The organism is Bradyrhizobium sp. LB13.1, assembly GCF_054056815.1.
The window spans coordinates 3,101,021-3,121,470 of the sequence record NZ_JBSRYQ010000001.1 but is presented as its reverse complement, the minus strand read 5'-3'; the positions used below and the strand labels follow the sequence as shown (position 1 = coordinate 3,121,470).

Genomic DNA, 20,450 nt, shown 5'->3' with positions numbered 1-20,450 from the left:
TGTACGCGCTGATCGCCTCTCCCCGCGCGCGGGAAGAGGGAGAACTTCTTTCATAGGACTCCTCCCATGCGTCTTCCCGATTCGGTCACGGGATCGTTTCTCGTCGTGCTCGGCGCAGCTTCTGCCTATGGCGGCTGGCTGCTGCCGCCGGTGCCGGGGCAGCCGGTCGGCCCCAACGTGTTTCCGCTCGTGATCGGCATCGGCCTTGCGCTGTGCGGGCTCGCGATCGTGTTCGGCATCGGTCACACCTTCGAGGAGGAGGAAGAGCTGATCCCGCTCGAGGACGGCCAAGCCGCCGCCGCAGCGCCGCCGCAGGGCAAGTTCTACAGCCTGCGCGCGCTGCTGCCGCCGGCGCTGCTGCTGTTCTACGTGGTCGCGGCCGACCGGCTCGGCTTCATCATCACCGCGGCAATCATGGTCTATGTCACCTCGACCGCGTTAGGGGCGAAGTGGAAGCTGGCGCTGCCGCTCGCCGCGCTGTCGCCCTTCGCCATCCATCTCATCTTCGGCAAGCTGCTGCGCGTGCCGCTTCCCGACCGGCCTGCTGCCGACGCCCTGGTGAATTCATGCTGAAAACCCTGATTGAAGCGTTTGCACTGATCTCCACCTGGGAGGTCATCATCGCGATGTCCGCAGCCTCCGTGTACGGGCTCGTGATCGGCTCGCTGCCGGGCCTGTCGGCGACGATGGCAACCGCCCTGCTCGTCCCCGTCACCTTCTATCTCTCGCCGATCGCGGCGATCGCGACCATCGTCGCAGCGTCCTCGATGGCGATCTTCTCCGGCGATATCCCGGGTGCGCTGCTGCGCATCCCCGGCACGCCAGCCTCCGCCGCCTATGCGGACGAGGCTTACGCCATGACCCGCAAGGGGCAGGCCGAGCTGGCGCTCGGGGCCGGCGTCTGGTTCTCGGCCGTCGGCGGCATCGCCGGCGTGCTGTCGCTGATGATCCTGGCGCCGCCACTGGCCGAGATCGCGCTGTCGTTCTCGACCTTCGAATATTTCTGGCTGGCGTTGCTCGGCCTGATGTGCGCGACGCTGGTGGCGCGCTCCTCGCCGGTCAAGGCGATCGCGGGCATGTTCCTCGGCCTGCTGGTGTCGTGCATCGGCATCGAAAATCCCGGCGGCGTGCCGCGCTTCACCTTCGGCCTCACGGACCTGTTCGGCGGCATTGAGCCGATCCCGGCACTGGTCGGCGTGTTCGCGGTGGCGCAGGTGATGCGCGCGATGCTGACGCCGGAGCCGCCGCCGCTGCCGCGGCGCAAATTCGGAAGCATCATGGCCGGCCAGTGGATGCTGACGAAGAAGTATCATTGGCAAATGACGCGCGGAAACATCGTCGGCATCATCATCGGCGTACTGCCCGGCGCCGGCGCCGACATGGCCGCCTGGGTCTCCTATGCGATGTCGAAGCGCTTCTCCAAGGAGCCGGAAAAATTCGGCACCGGCCATGTCGAAGGCCTGGTCGAGGCCGGCGCCAGCAACAACGCCAGCATCGCCTCGGGCTGGGTGCCCTCGCTGCTGTTCGGCATTCCCGGCGACACCATCGCCGCGATCGCGATCGGCGTGCTATACATGAAGGGGCTCAATCCCGGGCCGACGCTGTTCACCGAGAAAGCGTCGAGCATGTACGCGATCTACCTGATGTTCATCATCGCGAACATTTTGATGATCCCGCTGGGCATCGCCATGATCCGGATCGCCGCCTACATCCTGCTGGCACCGCGCTCCGCAATCATGCCGATCATCATGCTGTGCTGCGCTGTCGGCTCGTTCGCGATCGGCAACAACATGTTCGGCGTCGTCACCGTCGCCGCCTTCGGCATCATCGGTTATGTGATGGAGGCCAACGGCTATCCCGTCGCCGCGATGGTGCTCGGCATCGTCATGGGCACCATGGTCGAGCAGGCTTTCGTGACCTCGCTGATCAAGTCCGACGGCAGCATCCTGCCGTTCTTCGAGCGCCCCGTCGCCGCCATCCTCGCCGCCATGGCGATCGGGGCGCTGCTGTGGCCGGTGATGGTCTGGGCGTGGCGGAAGCTGAAACCGGTACGGACGGGAGTGGCGGCGACATCCCGGTGATATCGGGCGAGCAACCCTCGCCTGCCCCGCGCGGGCGTTGTAAAGCAGGGCATGGTTGAGAAAAAGCCTTCACTGGACATCAAATCCCTCGCCCAAGACCTCCGCGTCGGCAGCCGCGCGGCGCTGGCGCGGGCCATCACGCTGGTCGAGAGCCGGCGCGGCGACCATCAGGCGCTGGCGCGTGAGCTGGTGCAGATGCTCCTGCCCGACACCGGCAAGGCGGTCCGCGTCGGCATCACCGGCTCGCCCGGGGTCGGCAAGTCCACTACCATCGATGCGCTCGGAATCCATCTGATCGAACAGGGCCACAAGGTCGCGGTGCTCGCTGTCGATCCGTCCTCGGCGCGCAGCGGCGGCTCGATCCTCGGCGACAAAACGCGGATGGCGCAGCTCTCGGCCTCCGACCACGCCTTCATCCGGCCCTCGCCATCCTCGGGTACCCTCGGCGGCGTCGCCGCCAAGACGCGTGAGGCGATGCTGCTGTGCGAGGCAGCCGGCTTCGACGTCGTGCTGGTCGAGACCGTCGGCATCGGCCAATCCGAGACCGCGGTCTGCGACATGACCGATTTCTTCCTCGCTTTGATGCTGCCCGGCGGCGGCGACGAGTTGCAAGGCATCAAGAAAGGCCTGGTCGAGCTCGCCGACATGATCGCGATCAACAAGGCCGACGGCGACAATCTCAAGCGCGCCAACATCACCGCCGCCGATTATCGCGGCGCGCTGCATATCCTGACGCCGCGCTCCGAGCACTGGCATCCGCCGGTCGAAACCTATTCGGCACTGACCGGAGACGGCATTGCAAAACTCTGGCAGAAGGTCCTCGATCACCGCAAGGCGATGAACGCGTCCGGCGAGTTCGCCGCGCGACGGCGCGAGCAGCAGGTGAAATGGATGTGGTCGATGCTGGAGCAGCGTATGCTGGCACGGCTGCGCAGCGAAGCGTCGGTGCGGACGAAGGTTCGGAAGATCGAGACCGAGGTGGCCAATGGCCATCTCACGCCGGCGCTCGCCGCCGAGCAGATTTTGGAGTTGCTGCAATGAGCGACAAGCTCCGCATTCTCCTCACCGGCTTCGGCCCCTTCCCCGGCGCGCCCTACAACCCGACGCAGCCGCTGGTCGCCCGGCTGGCGCAATTGCGCCGTCCCGCACTCGACGATGCCGCGATCTCCAGCCACATCTTCCCGGTCACCTATGCCGCGGTGGACCGGCAATTGCCGGAGGTTTTAGCGAAAGAGAACCCGGATGCGATGCTGATGTTCGGCCTCGCCGCACGTACGCCTTATCTGCGCATCGAGAGCCGTGCGCGCAACGCCGTCACCATGCTCTGGCCCGACGCCGCCAACACCCGATCGAGCAAGCGCGGCATCGCCGCCAATGCGGACGCGATGATTTTCGGTCCCCACACGGCGAGGCTGCTGCGCGCCGCGCGCCTCACCGGCATCGACGCCCGCCCCTCGCGCGATGCCGGCGCCTATCTCTGCAACTATCTGAGCTGGCGCGCGATCGAGAACGTCAGGGGTGGCGGGCCGCGGCTGGCGGCATTCGTCCATATTCCCCTGCTGGCGCGCAGTGGCGCCGTGCGCCGCAAGGGCGCGCCGCGGATCACACTGGAGGAACTGGTCGATGCCGGCGAGGCGATGCTGATGGAGATGGTGCAGTTGGCACGGAAGGGGCGGAACACGACTGCGTAAACATTTAACCCTACCGCGAACAATCCTCACGCCACCAGCCGCCCTGCGCTACCTAACCATCGCGGACCCCCGCGTCCGCCGGAGGACGCGTCATGGACCTCAATCGCCGCCATCTCATCGGAGCTTCGACCGCAGGCATCGCCGGCGCGCTGGCCATGCCGGCCGATGCTGCGCGCGCGGCGCCGGTGACGTCGCTGCTCGGCCGCGATGCCACGCAATATGGTGTGCGGCCCGGCAGCAGCGAAGATCAGACCCGTGCGCTCCAGCTTGCGATCGATGAGGCCGCGCTGGCTCAGACGCCGCTGGCGCTGCCACCCGGCGTCTACCGCACCGGACTGTTGCGCTTGCCGAATGGCACGCAACTGATCGGCGTGCGCGGCGCGACCAAGCTCATCTTCACTGGCGGAGCCTCGGCGATCCAGAGCGACCGCTCCGATTCGATCGGCCTCACCGGCATCACCTTCGATGGCGGCGGCATTCCGCTGCCGGCACGACGTGGGCTGATCCACGTGCTCGGGGGGCGCGACGTCCGCATCGCCGATTGCGAGATCACGGGCGCCGGCGGCAGCGGCGTCTGGCTCGAGCAGGTCTCGGGCGACATCTCCGGCAACCTTTTTACCAACATCGCGGTGACGGCGGTGGTGTCGTTCGACGCCAAGGGTCTCAGCGTCTCCCGCAACACCATCACCGGCACCAATGACAACGGCATCGAGATCCTGCGCACGGCCATCGGCGAGGACGGCACGCTGGTCGCTGATAACCGCATCGAGGATATCAAAGCCGGCCCCGGCGGCTCCGGCCAGTACGGCAACGCAATCAATGCCTTCCGCGCCGGAAACGTCATCGTGCGCGGCAATCGCATCAAAAACTGCGATTACTCCGCCGTGCGCGGCAACTCGGCATCGAACATCCACATCACCGGCAACAGTGTCAGCGACGTGCGCGAGGTCGCGCTCTATTCGGAGTTCGCGTTCGAGGCCGCTGTGATCGCCAACAACATTGTCGACGGCGCCGCCGTCGGCGTCTCCGTCTGCAATTTCAACGAAGGCGGCCGCATCGCCGTGGTCCAGGGCAACATCATCCGCAATCTGATCCCGAGACGCCCAATCGGCACCGCGCCGGACGACGATGCCGGCGTCGGCATCTACATCGAGGCGGATGCGTCGGTTACCGGCAACGTGATCGAGAATGCGCCGTCCTACGGTATCGTCGCCGGCTGGGGCAAATATCTCCGCGACGTCGCGATCACGGGCAATGTGATCCGCAAGGCGCTGGCTGGCGTCGGCGTATCCGTCGTGCCGGGCGCCGGCACCGCGCTGGTCAACAACAACATGATCTCGGAAACCCCGCGCGGCGCCGTGGTCGGCCTCGATCACGCGCGCGCCGTGACGTCCGATCTGTCGGCGGACGGCGCCCAGCGGTTTGCGCAATTGGTGGTCGGCGGGAATGCGGTGCGGCGGTAGGCGCGCGGTCGGCAGACGGTCCGTGCATCCTTCGAGGCTCTCCATGGGCCGCGTTGCGTCCCATGCCTCGCGCCTCAGGATGACGGGGTTGGAGACATTGCGACGGCACTCTTGAACGTTCGCCTTAGAACGCGTTCCTCAGCAGCGGATACTTCGCCTCCAGGCCGTCGAGGCTGAAGGTGAACTCAACGAGGCGCTCGGGGACTGCGACAATTTCGGTGGCGGACGGAGAGAACTGCGGCAGAAGCGCCGCCATCGCAGCAGGCGCCCTGGGCGCTGCCATCGCGGCCGGTATCTTGGGTCCTGTCATCGCGACGGGCGCGGCAGGCGGCGCCATGGCAGCGGGCACTTTGAGCGGTGCCATTGCTGCAGGCGCGGCAAGCGGCGCGATCGGAGCTTCGGTGATTTCGGCGAGAACGTCCGGTGTCGGATCGAGCCCAACCGGCACGGCGGTCTCGGGAGCGATGTGCACGGCCTTCGGCTGCATGACCTGCGCCTGTTGGTCGCGCGGGAGCATGCGGGGCATCGTCGCGGGCGACCAGCCGAATGCGGGCGACACGCTGGCGGCCGCCGTGGCGACATCAGCGCCGGTGGCAAGCGCGCGCCAGGTCTGAACGGCGCGCTTGGCCTCCTGGATGTTTTCGAGAAATGCGATCTCGGAGTGATAGCGGCGCCAGCGCCCGGTCTCGAACATTTCGGAGAGATGCACCAGCCGCTGCTCGGCGAGAGTGCACCAGCGTGCCGCAATGTCGCGGCCAATAGCCACGTCGCGAACAGCCTCTTGGCGATGTGTCATAACCCAGCCCGTCAGGAGAAAAATACGGACGCGACGCAACGCAGACGAATCAATTTAGACGCGACATGAATATTTTGTGGAAAAGTTCCGACTTGTCCAGCAACGACAGCCTTTTCGTCGTCAAACTCCGTAGTCGTGCGGAGATTCAAGGGGTTTTGGAGTCAAGCTTCGCACAAGCATGGCGCGCCTGCGGTGCGATGCCGATGACCGAGTCGCGATCTCTCAACCAGAAGCTGGTCTCGCGCAGGGCTTCAAGAAATCGGATGCCCCAAAAGAAAAGACCCGTCCGGGGGGACAACCGGACGGGTCGAGCCATATGGGCGCTTGGGGTGGATGGGCGCTCGCGCCTAATATGACTTATGGGGAGGGATGACCGCTCCCACATAATTTGGTCGTGGCAGCGGGCCGAACGTTCAATGCGGCGTTTGATTTTTCGACCTTCGCACCGCGCGCAAAGTTGTCGCAGCCGCTATCGCGTCGCCGGCCTATCCGCCTGAGAAACCGTGGCTTTATCGCCGGTGCTCGACAACGAGGGTTGCTCTATTGCGCGGAGGCCAGGCTCGTCGCGACGCTTCTCGATATCTTCACGTTTTGTTGTACCGGACGCAGCCGCAACCGGCGTCGCGCCGTTGGCGGGAACGGTCATGACCGCGGCAAACGCATCGGTCTCGCCATCGCCGAAAAGATCGTCACGCCCGGGTGCACCGAGGTCGCGCGCTGTCTTCGCCAGCGTCATGCGCAGCGCTTCCGGCTTCAAGGCGTAGTTGCGCTCGAGCAGCAGCGCCGCGACGCCGGAGACATAGGCGGCCGAGAACGAGGTGCCCGACGTCATCTGATATTTGCCGTCAGGCGCCGGCAGGAAGATGTCGACGCCGGGTGCCGCGACCGCGATGTAATTGCCACGGTTGGAGGCGGTGAACAGCCGGTCCTGCTGGTCGGTTGCGCTGACCGCGATCACGTTGGGATTGGCGGCCGGGTAGAGCGGCGGCGACTTTGCGCCGGCATTGCCGGCGGCTGCGATCAGCACCAGGCCACGCGCGGCGGTCGCCGCGATGGCCCGCTCGATCACCGCGTCTTTGGGACCGGCAAAGCTCATGTTGACGATCTGCGCGCCGTGCTCGGCGGCATAGTTCAGCGAGCGCAGGATGATGTAGGACGAGCTCTCGGCCCCGCCGGTGGTGCCGCCGAAGGCGCGGATGGCGATGATGCGCGCCTCGGGCGCGCTGCCCATCAGCTTGGCATGCGCCACGATGGCGCCGGCAACGCCGGTGCCGTGAACATGCGGGCCCTCGGCGCTGCCGAGCGCATCGAAATTTTCGGCAATGGAATTGGCAAGTTCCGGATGTTGGGCGTCGATGCCGGAATCGATCACGGCAACAGTCACGTTGGCGCCATGCGCCAGCGCATGTGCCTGCGGCAGGCGGAGCTTGGCCAGCGCATATTGCGCGGGATCTCCCTCGCTCGGCACCGACGATTTCTGGTCCTGGAGTACGTAGCGGAAGTTCGGCTGGACCGAGCGCACGCTGCCGTCGGCGGCGAATTCGCGCCGCACGGTCTCGTAAGCGCGGCGGTCGGTGATGCGGAACAGTCCGAAGGTTGCCCCGATCAGCGGAAAATTCTCGGAGGACACGCGTGTCAGGCCATGGCGGCGCGCGAGCTCGTCGGCCTCGGCCAACGACAGCGCCCCGTCGATCTCGGCGACGAATTGGTCGGCGAAGGTGCGCAAGTCCACGGCGGCCGGCGTGTTGTTGCCGCGCCCCTTGCCGGCGGTCTTCTTGCCCGATTTGCCCGCGCCGTCGCCGCCTGCGCTCGGCTGCGCCAGGCATTCGCCGCCGGCGTCGCGATAGGGCGCGGTACAGGCGGGATAGAGGTTCGGGGAGTAGCGCGCATAAGGCAGCACCGGCGTCGGTACCATCCGCGCCGAAATCCTCGATGTCACAATCGGGCCGGGCCCGGGACCGCGGCCGACGGCCACCGCTCGGGCGGCAACACCCGGACTGACGCGCGCGGCGATGCCGGGAGAAATGGTCGGCATGCGCGAGGGGACGCTGATCGTCGGCGTGCGCATGATCGCCTGCGCCTGCGCAACCTCGACGCCGAGACAGGCGGCGAGCAGCAGCGTAGCTCCGACCGACGAAGCGTAGGCCCCGGCGCGTAACCTGCTCTCGGACTTGCGCATCATCGGTTCAGCGGCGCGTCTAGGGTGCCGCGACGGCCAAATTGACGAACTTCTCGCGCTGCATCCTGCCGAGCAGCGAGGTGAGTTCGTCCTGGCTCATCGCCTTGTCGAACTGGAGACGGAACATGCCGCCCTTGGCATCACCGATGATCGAAGCCTGGTAGCTGTCGAGCAATGTCGTGATGTCGGCGACGCGCGCCTCGGGTGTGAAGCGCACCAGCGCGCGCGACGGCGCGGCAGTCGCACCGAGTTCGCGCGTGATCGGCGCGCTGGTCGAGAGCGAAGCAGTCTGGAAGGTCGCAGTCTGGTTCTTCGTCAGCACGGCGCCGATAATTCCGGCTTGCAGCACCAGCGCCATGGCGCCGAGGCTCGCCGACCAGGCCAGAGTGCGCGGCGACAGGCTCGCAAAGAAGGTGGCGATGCGCGCCGACAGCGGCAGCGAACCGGCGGCCCGCGCCGGCTCGGCATCAATGGCGGCGAACAGCTTCTGCATCGCGCGCGCCGACGGAGCACCCAGGCTCTCATTCAGATGAATGGTCTCTTCGTACTCGCCGCGGATCGCCGCATATTGCCTGGCGAGGTCGGGATCGCTCGCAAGCGCTTCCTCGACGCGGCGGGCGTCGCGCGCGTTCAGCGTGCCGGCGGCGTGCCACGGCAGCAGCATCTCGATCTCACTGGGTTCTCGCTCCAGCATCTTCTTGCTCAATGCCATCATGGCCAGCCTCGCTCAATGCCGGCTGCCTTCAGCAGTTCGGCCAATTTCTTGCGCGCATAGAACAAGCGCGTCTTCACAGTGTTCTCCGGGATGCCAACGATTTCGGCCACCTCTTCCACGGACTTCTCGTGATAGTAGACGAGATCGACGATTTCCCGATGGTCCGGCGAGAGGCCCGTCAGACACTCCCGCAACGCTTCACTGGTATCCTTCTTCTGCACCACCGTTTCCGGATTGTCGGACGTATCCTCGATCGCGTTCGCGGCGTCGTCGTCCAACTCAAAATCCTTCCTGCGCCGGAGCGCAGACAGGGCTTTGAATCGGGTGATTGCCAGCAGCCAGGTGGAAACGGCGGATCGGCCCTCGAACTTGCCGGCTTGACGCCAGACGTCGAGAAACACCTCACTGATGAGGTCTTCCGCCGCCTGCTCGTCCCGCACGAGCCGGAGGCCGAAACGATACACCCTGACATGGTGCCGCCCGTACAGCACCTGCATGGCGAGCCGGTCGCCTTGAGCGATCCTGGCGATCAGGACCTCGTCCGAAGCCGCCTGTGTCACGCTCAATGGCCGTCTCGCAAGGTTGGTCGGGTCGATGCGGCAGACGGTTCGACGGGAGGGGTGAAATTCTTCAGGCTACCGCAGTCATACGGGGGGCTGTGTGATCTATCACACATACGCGAAATTTCCTTTTGCCACCCGCGGCTGGCCGCCTCGCCCAAGAACGGTAACATAGTAATGAAGCACTTTCCTGCGCAATGCCGTCCCAATTTGGACAGCCCGACATGGTTGGAACCATAGCAGCCTTGCACGACGTATGTCTTCCGAAGCCATGCTTTGGCTCGACCGCATCGCACACGATCCCTAATCGACGACAAATCCTCGGCCGGTCGCGACCGTCCTCCGCTCCCGCGCTGGACAGTGCGGATTCGGTTTCGGAGGATACCAAACCTAAAGGCTTGCCATGTAGATTTTTGGGCTGACAACTACCATTGGCGGGACCATGAGCACGGCCGCGACGTCCTTTCCCGAGAGGAATGCCGCTGAGGTCGCGGATCTCGTCCTCGTGCCCGATGCAGCTGCGCCCCAGGTGCGGGCGCGCCGGGCGCGGCAGCGCCGCCAGATGTATATCGGCCAGGTCGCCAGCTACTCGCTCGGCGCCTTCGTCCTGCTGCTCTACGGCTACGACGGCGCCGTTGCGATGAACGTTCCATCGTTGTTCTGGGTCGGCGGTCTCTCGATCATCGGCATCTTCGTCGTGATGTCGGAAGCGGGCGTGGGCGACAGGCAAACCGACCACTATCTCACCGTGTTCCAGATCTCGGCGCATATGGCGCTGCAATTCGTGTTCCTGCTGTCGGTGCCGACCATTGGCGTCGCCTTCCTCAGCGTGCTGTTCCTGATTTTCGCCTTCGGCACGCTGCGCATGACCTCGGCCCAGGCGATGCTGACCTGGGCAATCGCGACCGCCGGCCTCGCCGCCGCCTTCCTCGCCTCCGACCTGCCGATCGGCATGCCCGTTGCTACGCGGCTCCAGCGGACCGCCTCGATGCTCTGCTTCGTGCTGGTGATCGGCCAGTGCGCCTTCCTCGGCCTGTTCGGCGCCACACTGCGCAAGATCCTGTACCGACGCAGCATCGAGCTGAAGGCCGCCTATCAGCGTATCGAAGAACTGGCCGAGCTCGACGAGCTCACCGGCTCCTACAACCGCCGCTGCATCATGCGGCTTCTCGACGCCGAGATCGAAAAATCGCGGCAGACGTCGACCCCTTGCGCGATCGCACTGATTGATCTCGACTGGTTCAAGCGCATCAACGACGCCCACGGCCATCCCGTCGGCGACGAGGTGCTGCGCACCTTCGCGATCACCATTTTCGCCAATATCCGCCCGGCCGACTGCTTCGGCCGATACGGCGGCGAGGAATTTCTGCTGCTGCTGCCGGGAACGGATGGCGCGGCGGCGTCGCGCATGCTCGATCGGCTGCGCGGCATCGTCGCAGATCTGGACTGGAGCGCATTCTCGCTGGGCATGCGCGTGACCATTTCCGCGGGCGTCGTGACGCTCCGCGACGTTGATACTGCCGACACGTTTCTCGTGCGCGCCGACAGCGCGCTCTATTCCGCCAAGGCACAAGGGCGCAACCGCATCGCAACGAGCTGACCAATCCATTTTTTCCCGGCGCGACAGAAGCAATCGCCGGGCCGAACGCTCCAGGACAGGGCAATGAGATCGAAATCCCCAAAATCATCCGAGAATTTGCTCGAGGAACTGCAAGCTGCGCTCTCGCACGGCACCGTTGCGCGCCGGGTCGAGACGCTGCGCCGCGTCACTGATCTCTTCATCGGCAATGCGGTGGACTATTCAGACGACCACGTCCGCGTTTTCGACGACATATTCCAATGCCTGATCGAGCAGATCGAGACGTCTGCCAGGGCGCTGCTCGCCGACCGCCTCGCACCGATCGCGACTGCGCCGCCGAAGATCATCCGCACGCTCGCGCTCGACGAGGTGATCGAGGTCTCCGGCCCCGTGCTGTCGAAATCGGAACGACTGGACGAAGCGACCCTGATCGAGATCGCGCGCACCAGAGGGCAGGCACATCTCAAGGCGATCTCGCTGCGGCGGGTGCTGTCGGAAGCACTGACCGACGTGCTGGTGACCCGCGGCGACGAGGGCGTGGTGCAATCGACCGTCAGCAATCCGGGCGCGCAGCTCTCCGAGGGAAGTTTCACCGACCTCGTCACGCGCGCCGAACGCGACGATGATCTCGCCACCTGCATCGGCTTGCGGCCCGATTTGCCGCGCCATCACTATCTGAAGCTGATTGCGAAGGCCTCCTTGAGCGTGCGCAGGAAGCTGGAGGCCGCGCATCCGGATCTCGCAGACGAAGTCTCCAGCGTGGTCCAGGAAGCAGCCCAGCGGGTCCGCGCCGCCGCCATGACCCGACAGACCGAAATGGCGCGCGCGCTGGTGAAGTCGCTGCACGAGGACGGCCGCCTCACCGAATTCCAGGTCGCCGCCTTCGCAGAGCAAGGCAAGTTCGACGAGACCAATGCGGGGCTCGCGGCGCTTGCGGGCGTCGCGGTCGAGACCGCCGAGACCATGATGATCGAAAGCCGGACCGAGGGCGTGATGATCCTCGCCAAGGTCGCGGCCATGCAATGGTCGAGCGTGCGCGCGATCATCGCCCTGCGCGAGAAGCTCTCAGGCGGCTCGCAGACCGACATGCTGACGCTGCGCGACGCTTACGAAGCCCTGCGCGGCTCGACCGCGCAGCAGGTGCTGCGCTTCCACCGCATGCAGCAGGGCCCGACGCCGGCGGTCTGAGGCCGGCGAGCTAGTAGCGCAGAACCCTCGCCCCCACCAGCGCGCCGATCGCGGTCACCAGCGCGGTCGCGAGCGTGTACCAGGTCGCGACGAAGAGCGGGGAATCGTCGGTGCAGTGCGAGGCGTACAGCGTCGCGGCGAGCCCGGCCGACACCAGGCCGGCGAGCGCACCGGCGAGCGCGGGATGCGACGGCGCGCCGTGGCGCAGGCCGAACAGCGCCCCCGCAAGCAGCGGCAGCGACATCGCTGGGATTGCGAACAGACACACCTTGGAGTTCTTGCCCCATCAATCGCATCGTCATCGGCATGGCCGGCGCCATCATCGCCTCACTGCCGATCGCCACCGCAAGCAGCCCGACGGGAAGCAGCAGCAACCAGCCCCAACCACGCAGCAACGCTTCGGGGCGCGACAGATGCAGGCTGACGATGATCGCGGGGATCGCGAGCGACAGCGTGACCGCGAACTTCATGTCGAAGAACGGGTTGTGCATCGCGCTCATCACGTCGTGACGCACGCCGAGAAATGTCGCGAAGATCAGGATCGACAGAGGCGCGGCGACCAGCAACGCCATGGTCAGCATCGCGCCGACGCGCGGCGCGCGATGGGCGTTATCGGCCGCGAGCGAGCGAATGAGTTGATCGGTATCCATGACTACTGGTCCCGCAGTTTGGCAGTCAGCGCCGCAAGGCCGCGATGCAGCGCGACCCGCACCGCGCCCTCGCTCATCGAATATTTCGCCGCCGTGTCCTTGATCGAGGTGCTGTCGACCGCGATCGACTGCAACCACGTCGCGCTGGCGTTGCGGCAGCGTGTTGAGCTGGCTGGCGACCTCGCCCGCCGAGGCCGTCTCCTGCGGCACCTCGCCCGGCAGAGTCTCGGCGAAATCGTCGATGTTGACGAAGATCCGCCTGCCCCGCCGCCGCAGCATGTCGATCAGCTTGTTGCGGCCGATCGCAAACAGCCACGGGGCGAAGGGGGCTTCGTTGTCCCAGGTGTGCCGCTTCAAATGCACCGCCAACAAAATCTCCTGCACGATATCCTCGGCCTGGTCGGGAGGCTGCCCAGCCCGCGCCAGGCCACGCCTCGCGGCAGCGCGCAGTACAGGCGTGACCGCCCTCAACAGGCGATGATACGCCGCGTCATCGCCTGCCATGGCCGACCGCATCAGGCCGGTCCACTCGTCCTCACGTCCGCGCACGCGCGCCCTCACCATGCAATTCGGCCGTTCTTTCAATTTGTTACGGCGGCACCTTCAAGATCACGATCTCGTGATCCGTGCCGGGCCACGCGACCGATACGGCCGTAAAGATCTGGGACGGCTCATAACACCGATCGGTGCTGTCCGCACCCGGCGGCCGGCCGCGAGGGGCCTAGTTTGCCCCGCTTTTGCCCCGTGTAGCCCGAAGATTCCCATTTTTTGCCGCGCTGTCGTCACGCCCCGGGGTCTCTGTTCGCTTCCGGGACAGGCGAAATTGGGGAGATCGTCAACATGAAGAAAGCCAGCGGGCGCGCGGCCCTGATTCTCCTGGCCGGGCTTTTCTTGCTGTTCGGGGGCATTGCGCAGGCGGCACCGAGTTCAGCCGCAAGCAGCAAACCGGACAGCGCAGGCAACCAGGCCGACGCAGTCAAGCCGAGCAAGCAGCGGCGCCAGACGTCGCGCCATCGCGACACCACCAAGACGGCGCAGAAATCCGGCGACAAGGCCGACAACAAGGACGCCGCGGCAACGGCCGGCGAGGCGAAGGCCGACAATAGCAAGGTGCCGGCCTCGCGGCAGATGTCGCCGGAAGTCGCCAACGCCAATGCGCAGCTCGCCGCCGCCGATACGCCGACCGCGGCTGCCGCCTCCGCGATGACGGGCCGCGCCAACGACAACGTCCAGGCAGCGGCCGATAATACCGCCGCCCCAAACGCCGAGAGCCAGGTCGTCGCACCCGATCAGCTCAACGACATCGACCGCGCCTTGCAACAGGACAACCCGCCGGCGCAAAAGGCGGTGATTGCCGCAACCGATGCGCAGCCGCGGCCGGCGCCGGTGATGGCAAGCAGCCAGCAGAGCTCGGCCTGGGACCAGAGCTCGCTGATCGGCAAGATCTTCATCGGCGTCGGCACACTGCTGACGCTGGCTTCCGCCGCGCGCATGTTCATGGCTTGAATCCAGCCTGATTGCCGGCCCGCTGGACCTCGTCCGGAACGCGCATCTCGGCGTGTTCCGGACGACCTTTCCGACATCTTTGGCCCTTGAAGCCCACCGCGCCAGCGGGCACATTGCCCGCTCAATCAAAAAGCGTGGGTGGAGCATGAGCACGTTCGAACACATCATCGTCGAAAGCAAAGGCGCGGTCGGCATCGTCAAGCTGAACCGGCCGAAGCTGCTCAACGCGCTCTCCTTCGGCGTCTTCCGCGAGATTGCCGCGGCAGTCGACGACCTCGAAACCGATGACGCCATCGGCTGTATCGTCGTGACCGGCAGCGAGAAGGCGTTTGCCGCCGGCGCGGACATCAAGGAGATGCAGCCGAAAGGCTTCATCGACATGTTTTCCGAGGATTTTGCCGCGATCGGCGGCGACCGCCTCGCACGCTGCCGCAAGCCGACGATCGCCGCGGTCGCGGGCTATGCGCTCGGCGGCGGCTGCGAGCTCGCCATGATGTGCGACTTCATCATCGCCGCCGACACCGCGAAATTTGGCCAGCCCGAAATCACGCTCGGCACCATCCCCGGCATCGGCGGAACCCAGCGCCTGACCCGTGCGATCGGCAAGTCCAAGGCGATGGACCTTTGCCTCACCGGCCGCATGATGGATGCAGCCGAAGCCGAGCGCAGCGGCCTCGTCAGCCGCATCGTGCCGGCCGACAAGCTGATGGACGAGGTGATGGCTGCGGCCGAGAAGATCGCCGCGATGTCGCGCCCCGCGGTCGCGATGGCCAAGGAAGCGGTCAACCGCGCCTTCGAGACCACGCTCGCCGAGGGCATGAGCGTGGAGCGCAACCTGTTCCACTCGACCTTCGCGCTGGAGGACCGCTCCGAGGGCATGGCGGCGTTCATCGAGAAGCGCAAGCCGGTGAACAAGAACCGGTAAAACGGCTACGTCTCGCGGCTCTGCGCGAGGGCCGCGCTGACGAGCGCGCGATATCCACGCTCGGCCCAGGTCGCGGGGCGATCAAGACCGAGGCGTGCGAGACACGCCTCATCGGCACCGTCGGGCGTTCGTATCAATCCCTGCCACAGCAAGCTCGCCAACGCCTGCGGCGAGCGTTGCGCGCCTTGCAGCATCTCCAACGCCGGGATGAGGCGCTGTTCCACCTCAGTGAAATCACAGCCGAACGGGAACGACGGCAGCAGCCCGGCATCGCGCGCGGGCTTGAGCGCGCTCGTGATCCGTTCTGGATGGTTTTCGCGGTGGGCCGCCGGTATCTCATAGCCGCGCGGCAATTTGCCGGCGTCCTTCGCGACCCGCACCAACTCGCCCTGGAAGCGCGAATCCGCGATCGCCAGCATCCCCGCGATGACGTCGGCATCCGACTTCCCCCTGAGATCGGCAACGCCGTATTCGGTGACGAAGATATCCCGCAGGTGCCGGGGAATGGTCTCGTGCCCATAGCGCCAGAGAATGTTGGATTTGAGCGAACGGCCCGCCTGGCGCGTCGCCTCGAGCGTCAGGACTGATCGCGCCCCTTCGAGCGCAAAAGCCTGCGCCACAAAATTGTATTGCCCACCGACGCCGCTCACCACCTGCCCGTTGTCGAGGCCGTCGGAGACGGCCGCGCCTAAGAGCGTGGCCATCATCGTGTTGTTGATGAAGCGCGCATCGATCCGCGCCCGGCGCTTCCGTTCCTCCTCGCCGTAGAGTTCGTTGGTGAACGACACCGGCATCATCTGGATGCGCGCGATCTGGTCAGGCGACATCTCGCGCAACGCACGATAGAAAGGTTTCGGTCCGAGGAAGAAGGCGCCGTGCAGCACCACCCCGTCGACGGCACGCTTGAGGATGCCGGCGTCGATCAAGCCGATGAAGGCTTCGGTCAGCATTTCGCTGACGCCATAAAGCCCTACCTCGAAGGCTCCGGTTTCCTGCGGAACAGACAGTGGTGCGGGTGACAGCCGAGCCACGATTTTTTGAAAGGCAGCGCTGTCGCGATGGCGCAGGATCAGACCCTGCGCCAGCGCATCGCCGATCTGTCCGATGCCGATCTGAAGCGTGCCACCATCGCGTACCAGCGATGCCGCATTCAGTCCGATCGCGTATTTGACGTTGGAGATCGGCTCCGACGGCGGCGCAAAGAGCGGAAAGTCGGTCGCAGCGCTCTCCAGCACGGCGCTGAATTCATCGGCCCGAAGGTCGCCCGCGCCCGGCATGAACGGCAGTTCGGAATTCACCTGTGCGATCAGCTTGAACGATGCACGCCCGGCGCGGCGTTCACGCAGCACGTCCAGCGTCGTGTCAGTGTTGCAAGACAGGCTGTAGCGCGGCACCCCGTCGACGACGCGCTTGGCCACCAGTTGCGTCACCACATTGAGCCCGCGCGCCAGCAGATAGCTTGCCGCGTGGGTATAGTTGGCCGAGATGTAATTCTGCTGCGCGGCCGGCACGTGCAGCCAGCGTCCCGCCAGAAAGAAGAATTCAACGACTTCGACGTTGGGCGGCAACCGGCTTTCGCGCAGCGCATCGGCATAGGCAAGATCGGGATAGCCGCCGAACAATCGGTCGATCACGGGCGCGATGAACCGGTGCTCGATCAAGCCTTTCGGTCTCGGCTTTTCCAACGTCAGCGCCGAGAGCAGTGTCAGCTTGACGTCAGGATCGGCACAGGCACGCGCATAGAGAGCGTTGACCACATGATTGGCCTTGCCGAGGCCGAGCGGCAGTCCGACCACCAAATCGGTTCCGACAGCGCGAACGATCTCCTCCGCGAGAGCATCGGAATCGGAGAAGAGCTTCGGCATCATCCGTGGGGTCCGGACTACATGACAGGCACCTGACGGATTGGAAGCCGCCAAGCTCCCTATAACGCATCCTGGAGGGGATTGGTGTGTGACGCACCTGCAACAAGCACGGAATACATGGGGGTTTTCCCCGCGGCAGTTTGCCTGCGGGACGTCGGCTGGTTAAACAGTTAAGAGAGCCGCCGTCGGCGGGGGCGGACAGCCGGGATTTGCGGGATTACATGATTGGGCGTGCCGCCAGAGTTGGTCGCGTGATGACGCGGCATCGGTCGGGCGTGGCTCCTGTGCTCGCGACATGGACCACGCTGGCGCTCTGTTGCGCCCTGCCCTCCGCCGCATGGGCGGAAGCCCTGCCGGAGGCGCTCGCCAAGGCCTACCAGACCAACCCGCAGCTCAATGCCGAGCGCGCGCGTCAGCGCGCCACCGACGAGAACGTGCCGCAGGCGCTCGCCGGCTATCGGCCGCAGATCGTGGCAAGCCTCAGCGCCGGGCTGCAATCGGTGCGCAATCTGCTGCCCGACAACACCATCCAGACCGCCAATCTGAAGCCGTGGATCATCGGCGTCACTGTGACGCAGACCCTGTTCAACGGTTTCCGCACCGCCAACAACGTGCGCGCCGCAGAACTCCAGGTGCAGTCGGGCCGCGAGGCGCTGCGCAATGTCGGCCAGGGCGTGCTGCTCGACGCGGTTACCGCCTACACCAACGTGCTCGCCAACCAGTCGCTGGTCGAGGCGCAGCGCTCCAACGTCTCCTTCCTGCGCGAAACGCTCGCCGTCACCCAGCGCCGCCTCAACGCCGGCGACGTCACGCCGACCGACAGCGCCCAGGCCGAGGCGTCGGCTCAACCGCGGGCTTTCCGATCTCAACGCCGCCGAAGTCGCGCTGGCGGTGAGCCAGGCGATCTACGCGCAGGTGATCGGCAATGCACCGTCGCAGCTTCGAGCCGCCGAAGTCGTCGACCGCTATCTGCCGAAGAGCCGCGAAGACTCGCTGATGATGGCTATCCGTCAGCACCCGGCGGTGATGGCGGCGGGCTTCGACGTCGATGTCGCCTCCACCAACATCCGCGTCGCAGAAGGCGCGCTGCTGCCGAGCGCGAGCATCCAGGGCAGCGCCAGCCGGAGCCGCAACAACGACCCGACGCTCGGCACCTTCGCCGAGGACCAGGCCTCGATCGTCGCCAACGTCACTGCGCCGATCTACGACGGCGGCCAGGCTGCTGCGCAGACCCGGCAGGCCAAGGAGATCACGGCGCAGAGCCGGCTCGTGCTCGATCAGGTGCGCAACCAGGCGCGCACCGCGGCGACCAGCGCCTGGGTTGCCAACGAAGGCGCCAAGATCGCGGTGTCCGCTTCCGAGTCCGAGGTGAAGGCGGCAACCGTCGCACTCCAGGGCGTGCAGCGCGAGGCCGCCGGCGGACAGCGCACGACGGTCGACGTGCTGAACTCGCAGGCCGATTTGATCCAGGCCAAGGCCCGCCTGATCGGCGCCAGCCGCGACCGCGTGATCGCCTCCTACACGCTGCTCAGCGCCGTCGGCCATCTCGATGTCAAGACCTTGAGCCTGAACACGCCGGACTATCTGCCCGAGGTGCACTACCAGCAGGTCCGCGACGCCTGGCACGGCCTGCGCACGCCGTCTGGGCAATAATTCCAAATCGTCTGGGTTGGTGCCGATGACGAGCCGCCGCATCCATCTGATGGGAGCTTCAGGCTCTGGCGTGACGACGATCGGCCGCGCGCTCGCCGGCCGGCTTGCGCTGCCGCATCACGACAGCGATGATTATTTCTGGCTGCCGACCGCGCCGCCCTACCAGACCACGCGCCCCGCCGCCGAGCGTCTGCGCCTGATGCGCGAAATGTTTCTGCCGCGTCTCGATTGGGTGCTGAGCGGAACCGTCACCGGCTGGGGCGAGGAGCTTGTCCCGCTTTTCGATCTGGTCGTCTTCGTGAGCACGCCGCGCGAAATCCGGTTGACGCGATTGCGCGCCCGCGAGGCCGCCCATTTCGGCGCTGACGCCGTCGCGCCAGGCGGCTGGCGCCATGATGAGACTGAATCTTTTGTCGAATGGGCATCGCACTACGAAGCCGGAGATCGCGAAGGCCGCAGTCTTGCAAAGGATGAAGCGTGGCTCGCGGGCTTGCCCTCCCCGGTGGTGCGCGTTGACGGCTCACGCCCGCTTGCGGGCCTCGTCGAGCAGCTATGCAGCGAAGCGGAGCAGGTTCCGGACTGATGTGATAGTGTCACTACCTCCAAATGACGAAGCGGGGAGAGAAATCATGCTCAGCCGACGTAGCGTCCTGCTTGCCTCCCTTGCCGCCGGAGTTGCCATGTCCAACAAAGCCCACGCCCGTGCGGCACAGCCCGCGACGCCGGTCAACTTCGACGTTCCGCTGCATGCCTGCGACTGCCACACCCATATCCACGGCGATCCCGAAACGTTTCCGTTCTTCGCTGGGCGTGTCTACACGCCCGAGCTGGCATCTCCGGAGGAGATGGCCGCGCTGCACAAGTCGCTGAATATGGAACGCGTGGTGATTGTCACTCCAAGTGTCTACGGAACCGACAATTCGTCGACCCTGTTCGGCATGAAAGCACGCGGCGTCAATGCTCGCGGCGTGGCCGTGATCGACGACAAGACGCCGGAGAGCGCGCTGGACGCGATGCATCAGGACGGCTTCCGCGGCGTCCGCCTCAATCTCGCGACCGGCGGCGTCAACGACCCCAATGTCGGCCGACCGCGCTTCACCGCCGCAGTCGAGCGCATGAAGGCGCGCGGCTGGCACGTGCAGCTTTACACCACGCTGCCGATGATCTCGGCGATCAAGGACCTCGTCGAGACGGCGCCGGTACCTGTCGTGTTCGACCATTTCGGCGGCCTCGAAGCCTCGCGCGGCCTGGGCCAGCCGGGCTTCTCCGATCTCGTCGCGCTGGTGAAGTCGGGGAAGGCCTATGTCAAGATTTCGGGCGCCTATCGCTCGTCAACGCTCGCGCCGGATTACAAGGACATTGTGCCGTTCGCGCAGGCGCTGATCACCGCGAACGCGGACCGCATCGTCTGGGGCACCGACTGGCCGCATCCGGATTCGAGCCGCGTCGAGGGACGCAAGCCAACCGACGTCGCGCCGCTCTACCAGATCGACGACGGGCGTCTCCTCAATCAGCTTCCGGTGTGGGCACCGGATGCGGATGTGCGCAAGAAAATCCTGGTCGACAATCCGGCGCGGCTCTACGGATTTTGATTCGCCA

General features: G+C 65.7%; 16 protein-coding genes and 3 pseudogenes. 12 read left to right on the top strand and 7 right to left on the bottom strand.

Annotated elements, in window-relative coordinates:
* Positions 1 to 66: 66 nt before the first annotated feature.
* The 5 genes from ACVWYI_RS14695 (at position 67) to ACVWYI_RS14675 (ending at position 5,235) form a co-directional block, all read left to right on the top strand.
* On the top strand, positions 67 to 573 hold the full coding sequence (locus tag ACVWYI_RS14695; protein ID WP_456662424.1) for a tripartite tricarboxylate transporter TctB family protein: 507 nt from the start codon (positions 67 to 69) through the stop codon (positions 571 to 573).
* Positions 567 to 2,081 (top strand): tripartite tricarboxylate transporter permease, encoded by a 1,515-nt coding sequence (locus ACVWYI_RS14690; protein WP_456662423.1) that lies wholly within the window; start codon positions 567 to 569, stop codon positions 2,079 to 2,081. The genes ACVWYI_RS14695 and ACVWYI_RS14690 overlap by 7 nt, the downstream gene beginning before the upstream one ends.
* Before the next feature lie 51 nt (positions 2,082 to 2,132).
* The gene (gene meaB / locus ACVWYI_RS14685) at positions 2,133 to 3,122 is read left to right on the top strand and encodes a methylmalonyl Co-A mutase-associated GTPase MeaB (RefSeq protein ID WP_456662422.1); all 990 of its coding nucleotides are present in this window, start codon (positions 2,133 to 2,135) and stop codon (positions 3,120 to 3,122) included.
* Complete coding sequence (locus tag ACVWYI_RS14680) at positions 3,119 to 3,772, top strand: pyroglutamyl-peptidase I family protein (RefSeq protein ID WP_456662421.1); 654 nt, start codon at positions 3,119 to 3,121, stop codon at positions 3,770 to 3,772. The genes meaB and ACVWYI_RS14680 overlap by 4 nt, the downstream gene beginning before the upstream one ends.
* A 92-nt stretch (positions 3,773 to 3,864) precedes the next feature.
* On the top strand, positions 3,865 to 5,235 hold the full coding sequence (locus ACVWYI_RS14675) for a TIGR03808 family TAT-translocated repetitive protein (protein ID WP_456662420.1): 1,371 nt from the start codon (positions 3,865 to 3,867) through the stop codon (positions 5,233 to 5,235).
* A gap of 124 nt (positions 5,236 to 5,359) precedes the next feature.
* Here ACVWYI_RS14675 and ACVWYI_RS14670 read toward each other — a convergent pair whose 3' ends face one another.
* From ACVWYI_RS14670 to ACVWYI_RS14655, 4 genes are all read right to left on the bottom strand, one after another.
* Positions 5,360 to 6,031, bottom strand: a complete 672-nt coding sequence (locus ACVWYI_RS14670) for a TIGR03809 family protein (RefSeq protein ID WP_456662419.1) — start codon at positions 6,029 to 6,031, stop codon at positions 5,360 to 5,362.
* 469 nt (positions 6,032 to 6,500) lie between these two features.
* Positions 6,501 to 8,213, bottom strand: coding sequence for a S8 family serine peptidase (locus ACVWYI_RS14665; RefSeq protein ID WP_456662418.1), 1,713 nt, complete (start codon positions 8,211 to 8,213; stop codon positions 6,501 to 6,503).
* Between the two features lie 16 nt (positions 8,214 to 8,229).
* Complete coding sequence (locus tag ACVWYI_RS14660; RefSeq protein ID WP_456662417.1) at positions 8,230 to 8,925, bottom strand: hypothetical protein; 696 nt, start codon at positions 8,923 to 8,925, stop codon at positions 8,230 to 8,232.
* Positions 8,922 to 9,491, bottom strand: a complete 570-nt coding sequence (locus ACVWYI_RS14655; RefSeq protein ID WP_247349887.1) for a sigma-70 family RNA polymerase sigma factor — start codon at positions 9,489 to 9,491, stop codon at positions 8,922 to 8,924. Before ACVWYI_RS14655 ends, ACVWYI_RS14660 begins: the two co-directional genes overlap by 4 nt.
* A 436-nt stretch (positions 9,492 to 9,927) precedes the next feature.
* On the opposite strand from ACVWYI_RS14655, the gene ACVWYI_RS14650 reads away from it, so the two are divergent.
* Entirely contained in the window at positions 9,928 to 11,085 is a 1,158-nt protein-coding gene (locus ACVWYI_RS14650; protein ID WP_456662416.1) for a GGDEF domain-containing protein, read from the top strand.
* Between the two features lie 63 nt (positions 11,086 to 11,148).
* Entirely contained in the window at positions 11,149 to 12,252 is a 1,104-nt protein-coding gene (locus ACVWYI_RS14645; RefSeq protein ID WP_456662415.1) for a DUF2336 domain-containing protein, read from the top strand.
* A gap of 10 nt (positions 12,253 to 12,262) precedes the next feature.
* Here the strand turns inward: ACVWYI_RS14645 and ACVWYI_RS14640 are convergent.
* Positions 12,263 to 12,902, bottom strand: a pseudogene (locus ACVWYI_RS14640) (NrsF family protein).
* A gap of 2 nt (positions 12,903 to 12,904) precedes the next feature.
* Positions 12,905 to 13,451 (bottom strand): annotated as a pseudogene (locus ACVWYI_RS14635) (sigma-70 family RNA polymerase sigma factor).
* 291 nt (positions 13,452 to 13,742) lie between these two features.
* Between ACVWYI_RS14635 and ACVWYI_RS14630 the strand changes: the two are divergent.
* On the top strand, positions 13,743 to 14,408 hold the full coding sequence (locus tag ACVWYI_RS14630) for a hypothetical protein (protein WP_456662414.1): 666 nt from the start codon (positions 13,743 to 13,745) through the stop codon (positions 14,406 to 14,408).
* 145 nt (positions 14,409 to 14,553) lie between these two features.
* A complete protein-coding gene (locus tag ACVWYI_RS14625) occupies positions 14,554 to 15,333 on the top strand; it encodes an enoyl-CoA hydratase (protein WP_354047089.1) in 780 nt (259 codons plus the stop codon).
* Between the two features lie 5 nt (positions 15,334 to 15,338).
* Here the strand turns inward: ACVWYI_RS14625 and ACVWYI_RS14620 are convergent, their stop codons facing one another.
* On the bottom strand, positions 15,339 to 17,198 hold the full coding sequence (locus tag ACVWYI_RS14620; protein WP_456664525.1) for an acetyl-CoA hydrolase/transferase C-terminal domain-containing protein: 1,860 nt from the start codon (positions 17,196 to 17,198) through the stop codon (positions 15,339 to 15,341).
* 221 nt (positions 17,199 to 17,419) lie between these two features.
* Between ACVWYI_RS14620 and ACVWYI_RS14615 the strand changes: the two are divergent.
* From ACVWYI_RS14615 to ACVWYI_RS14605, 3 genes and pseudogenes are all read left to right on the top strand, one after another.
* Positions 17,420 to 18,851: pseudogene (locus ACVWYI_RS14615) on the top strand (TolC family outer membrane protein).
* 25 nt (positions 18,852 to 18,876) lie between these two features.
* Entirely contained in the window at positions 18,877 to 19,434 is a 558-nt protein-coding gene (locus tag ACVWYI_RS14610) for a hypothetical protein (RefSeq protein ID WP_456662413.1), read from the top strand.
* Between the two features lie 46 nt (positions 19,435 to 19,480).
* The gene (locus ACVWYI_RS14605; protein WP_247349878.1) at positions 19,481 to 20,443 is read left to right on the top strand and encodes an amidohydrolase family protein; all 963 of its coding nucleotides are present in this window, start codon (positions 19,481 to 19,483) and stop codon (positions 20,441 to 20,443) included.
* Positions 20,444 to 20,450: the final 7 nt, after the last annotated feature.

Coding starts and splice junctions, on each gene's coding strand:
- ACVWYI_RS14695 (WP_456662424.1), top strand. CDS start 67: ATGCGTCTTCCCGATTCGGTCACGGGATCGTTTCTCGTCGTGCTCGGC.
- ACVWYI_RS14690 (WP_456662423.1), top strand. CDS start 567: ATGCTGAAAACCCTGATTGAAGCGTTTGCACTGATCTCCACCTGGGAG.
- meaB (WP_456662422.1), top strand. CDS start 2,133: ATGGTTGAGAAAAAGCCTTCACTGGACATCAAATCCCTCGCCCAAGAC.
- ACVWYI_RS14680 (WP_456662421.1), top strand. CDS start 3,119: ATGAGCGACAAGCTCCGCATTCTCCTCACCGGCTTCGGCCCCTTCCCC.
- ACVWYI_RS14675 (WP_456662420.1), top strand. CDS start 3,865: ATGGACCTCAATCGCCGCCATCTCATCGGAGCTTCGACCGCAGGCATC.
- ACVWYI_RS14670 (WP_456662419.1), bottom strand. CDS start 6,031: ATGACACATCGCCAAGAGGCTGTTCGCGACGTGGCTATTGGCCGCGAC.
- ACVWYI_RS14665 (WP_456662418.1), bottom strand. CDS start 8,213: ATGATGCGCAAGTCCGAGAGCAGGTTACGCGCCGGGGCCTACGCTTCG.
- ACVWYI_RS14660 (WP_456662417.1), bottom strand. CDS start 8,925: ATGATGGCATTGAGCAAGAAGATGCTGGAGCGAGAACCCAGTGAGATC.
- ACVWYI_RS14650 (WP_456662416.1), top strand. CDS start 9,928: ATGAGCACGGCCGCGACGTCCTTTCCCGAGAGGAATGCCGCTGAGGTC.
- ACVWYI_RS14645 (WP_456662415.1), top strand. CDS start 11,149: ATGAGATCGAAATCCCCAAAATCATCCGAGAATTTGCTCGAGGAACTG.
- ACVWYI_RS14630 (WP_456662414.1), top strand. CDS start 13,743: ATGAAGAAAGCCAGCGGGCGCGCGGCCCTGATTCTCCTGGCCGGGCTT.
- ACVWYI_RS14625 (WP_354047089.1), top strand. CDS start 14,554: ATGAGCACGTTCGAACACATCATCGTCGAAAGCAAAGGCGCGGTCGGC.
- ACVWYI_RS14620 (WP_456664525.1), bottom strand. CDS start 17,198: ATGCCGAAGCTCTTCTCCGATTCCGATGCTCTCGCGGAGGAGATCGTT.
- ACVWYI_RS14610 (WP_456662413.1), top strand. CDS start 18,877: ATGACGAGCCGCCGCATCCATCTGATGGGAGCTTCAGGCTCTGGCGTG.
- ACVWYI_RS14605 (WP_247349878.1), top strand. CDS start 19,481: ATGCTCAGCCGACGTAGCGTCCTGCTTGCCTCCCTTGCCGCCGGAGTT.